2 protein-coding genes are annotated in these 3,749 nt (G+C 55.7%); both read right to left on the bottom strand.

Annotated elements, in window-relative coordinates; genetic code table 11:
- On the bottom strand, positions 1–3,173 hold a 3,173-nt coding region (locus tag WC359_15155), incomplete at its 3' end, for a hypothetical protein (GenBank protein ID MFA5401788.1).
- A 201-nt stretch (positions 3,174–3,374) separates the two neighbouring features.
- Positions 3,375–3,650, bottom strand: coding sequence for a hypothetical protein (locus WC359_15150; protein ID MFA5401787.1), 276 nt, complete (start codon positions 3,648–3,650; stop codon positions 3,375–3,377).
- Between the last annotated feature and the right edge of the window lie 99 nt (positions 3,651–3,749).

The raw sequence follows: 3,749 nt of genomic DNA, 5'->3' as shown, positions 1-3,749 counted from the left end.
GGATCAGCAATATAGATGGCTGGCTTTTCACCCCGGAGACCATAGCCGGACATCTCGGCAAATCGTAGTGCCGGGTCATGTGACCAGAAGATGCCCTGCTCCCACAGGGGCTTGCTGTTTTTCCATTGTACTATGGTGCCACTGACAAACTGCTCCCCCTGTGGAGTAACATGGGCCAGGCCGCCCCCGGTCTCCTGCATTAGCCGCGAGCGGCGGAAGGTTATCAGATAGTCCGGTGTCTCCAGTACCAAGCTATTGCCCTCACGCATCATAGCATTCATTATTTTCTCTCTAGCAGCCATGGCATCGGTAGCAGAGTCAAAGTTCTTTAGGGGAATCTTCACTGTGTGCCAGATATCGGAGATTACTGATTCGGGTATCTTGGAGGGATGTACCAATGTTTCCAGCGGGCCAAGGATAGACTTGATCCTGCCTGTAGTGGCTGTAGCCAGCTCATGAGTATGTATAGGGACAGCCCGCAGGCCGGTAACCGTTTCTCCGGCGACAGTGGTTGCTGGCCGGAACATCCTTGTGCCGGCTTCCGGCAGATCAGGCGCCCAGGCTACAGACTTCCACAGTTCTCCAGTGGCTAGATGCCCCTTAGCGATCTTAGACGGCAGGGAAAGCGCCCTCCATGCATCAGCAGTCATATCGGCAGGCTTGCTGATGCTCAAGCCAAATACTGCACCGGCGGCACCTTTTATTCTGGCAGCGCGGGCAGCTCCTGCTCCCTTAATAGCTACAGTAACACCTCTAGCTCCTCTACCGGCAGCACCGAAGATGGGTATAAGCATCATGGCATCAGCAGCTATGCTCATAGCCTTCATGCCTGTACCCATGTTGTCCCAGTGGCGCACAGTGGCGTATCCGGGGACCGTCCAGTCAAGGTAAGTGTTGGCGATGTTTTGTGCCAGTGCCTTAATTCCGCTATGCTCTTGACGAATAGCGGCCAGCCGCTCAGTATGTGCCTGCTCAGTGGCGATCCTGACGGTTTCGCGGCCCTCTTCTGTTTGCCCGAACATCTCCATGATTTCTCCGGGGGAAAGCACATCGTCGGCCATGATGGCTGCCAAGTGGTAGTCTCCTTCAGGAGTGATATACCTGGGGTTGGACGGGTCATCGGCGGCGCTTATTTTGTCCTGAATGGACTGTATGCGCTCTACCTGGGCGACTTCAGCTTCATAATGCTTCCAGTCGGCCACGGCCTGGGTGACATCTTCGGGCTTGAAGCCTATCATGATTGCCTGCTGCTCGGTGATAGTTCCGGCAGAGACTGCCTGGCCTACGCCAAACTCAGTAGTGCTGACTACCTGCACTGCATTGACATACTCCTTGGCCTGTTGCACGTTTTCCGCCAGTCCCAAGATCAAAATGTCGGTGCGGTCCAGGACACCTTGAACAATAGCTTCGTGGATGTTCATGTCCCCCAGTTTCTGCTGTATGTTAGCCAGTTGCCGATACTGTATCAGCTCATTTGGGCTGAGGTTGAATACTTGTGCTATCTCCTGCGGAGTAACAACCCCGGCGGCCAGGGCACCTATCACATCGTATTCTCCTCCATATCTGTATCCGGTTTCCCCTGGAGGACCGTATGTCGTTTGGACAGGCACAAGGTTTTCGAAGCCGCTTTCCCGCATAGTCATTAACACATTATGCCGCTGGCGCAGGCTGGCTATTTGTGACTGGCTCCACCCGAGGGCCTGAAGAGTCTCGTCTGATGCACCATGACTGATAATAGTCATCCACCTGTCGTCGTCTACCTGCCCATTGGTAACGTAAGGAGCTACTGCACGGTCCTGCAGCGCCTGCTGATAGGCTTCTGCCCGTTGCTGTTGCTCGCTTATCCATGCCTCATATCCGGCAGTGCCCTGAGTGAAGAGGATATTGCGGGCCTGAAGATAGCTCAGCCCTTCTGGAGATGTCAGCCAGGCAGACTGCTGCTCCGGGGTCATGGACTGGACATGTGACGGCAAATCCCAGAAACTGCCGTGGGGTACATATTCGCCGCTGCCCAACCGCTGCATGCTGTCCAGCACACCTCTCCAGTCAGGAATCATTTGCCATGCCTCGTATTCCTGCGGGGGAATCCATGCACCGTTGGGAAGCTGCATCCAGCCATATTCGGGAAGCTCACCGCGTTCCAGCTTGATCATGAGGTTCGCCAGGTAGGCATTGGGACGGTACTCCCTCTGGATGGTGTTATAGCTTTCAAGGCCATGCTGCGTAATGTACTGCTGATCTTCCTCCGGTAGGGCTTCCCAAGAAGTCCTGTCGATGTAATAGGCTAGCTCCTGGTCCCTGTAGTTGGGAGACATGATATGTTTTTCAGGATCGAAGGCGGCGGAATCGCTGTGGTAAGTGATTTCAGGGAAGTCAGGAACCATCTGCCGCAACTGTTCTCTGGCCTGGGCTCTAGCTTCACGGTAGATTTTGCCGGAAAACAGGTCCTTTGATGTAGTTTCCAGGTCCCGGTTGAGATGCTGGATGCCGAATTTCTTGACTATTTCCTGCGCCATGGGGCTGAGCTTGTCGAAGTCCTCCAGGGACATCCATTCGTCTTTTCCTACCTGCACATGATCCCGCTCGAACTCGGCCTGCTTCTGGGCGTTAAAAGTATCTACGCCCATCTGCATCAGCAGCTGCTGGTCCTCAGAGGAAAGATTCTCGAAGTTGCTGCGGGGCACCCACTCATCGGTGCTGAGCTTGATGTGGGTGGATTCCAGCCGCTTTTCCTGAATGGCGTTGAACTTGTCCACGCCCAGCTGGCGCAGGGCATGCTGGTCTTCAACTGACAGGTTATCGAATGCTTCCTGCGATACCCATTCTCCAGTGCCCAGTTGCACGTAGCCGGCGGCATCTTCCGGCTGAGCCACATGTGATACCCATTCCTTAGCCCTGACCTGCACGTAACCGGCGGCATCTTCCGGCTGAGCCACAGCGGTTATCATGGTACCGGGAATGCTCGACAGGGCTGTGGAGGCTATGGCGGCGGCCTTTTCCCTGTATCCCGGCAGGTCGGCTAACTTTTCAGCGGTTCTGGCAGTAGCTATCTGGGCTCCACGCACCGCTTGCTTGCGGGCTTCGGGCATGGCAGCTACTTTCTGCGGAGCTTCCCGGGCAGCGGCCCGGCGCTCGGCTCTTCTCCGCTCAGCAGACAGCGGCACGATGGCCATATTCCCTCCTGTTGTCCATGACACATTTAGGAAGGGTGCAGTTTATGCAGGAAGGCCCCCCGGCAGGGCATCCAGTGTCAATGTCGCGGCTACCTTTTTGTGAAGGCACTATGCTGATGTCTAGACGGCAGGTTCTGCACCTGATGCGGCTGCCGCCGTTTTTCCAGATCCTGTCGGAACCACACCGCGGACAGCGTTGGGTCATGGCTGGAGCTCCGATTCAAGCTCGTTGATGCGGGCATAGGCTTCATCCAGCGACTTCTGAAGCTGGCTGATCTTGTATTCGTAGGTCTGCATCCGGGCAATGAGGTCGTCTACGCGGCCGGTGAGTATCTCCAGCTTCTGACTTACCGTGAGCGGCTGGTTGCCGGTGGAGGTAGCGTCCGGCGTTTCATTATTGTTGCGGGTGAGGCAGGCCCCGATGCCCGCGCCGATGATGATGAGGGCTACCAGCCCGATGATTATGTATTTAGCCATGCCGGTTGTCGTCCTTCTTCCACTTTTCGGGCGCAAACTAGCGGTCTGGAAAAAGCAGCAAGGGGCAGCAGGCTACAGTGAATATAAACGGCAGTCAGG

This window comes from Dehalococcoidia bacterium, from assembly GCA_041653995.1.
Lineage (GTDB): Bacteria > Chloroflexota > Dehalococcoidia > GIF9 > UBA5629 > CAIMUM01.
This window is presented reverse-complemented; position numbering and strand designations above follow the sequence as displayed.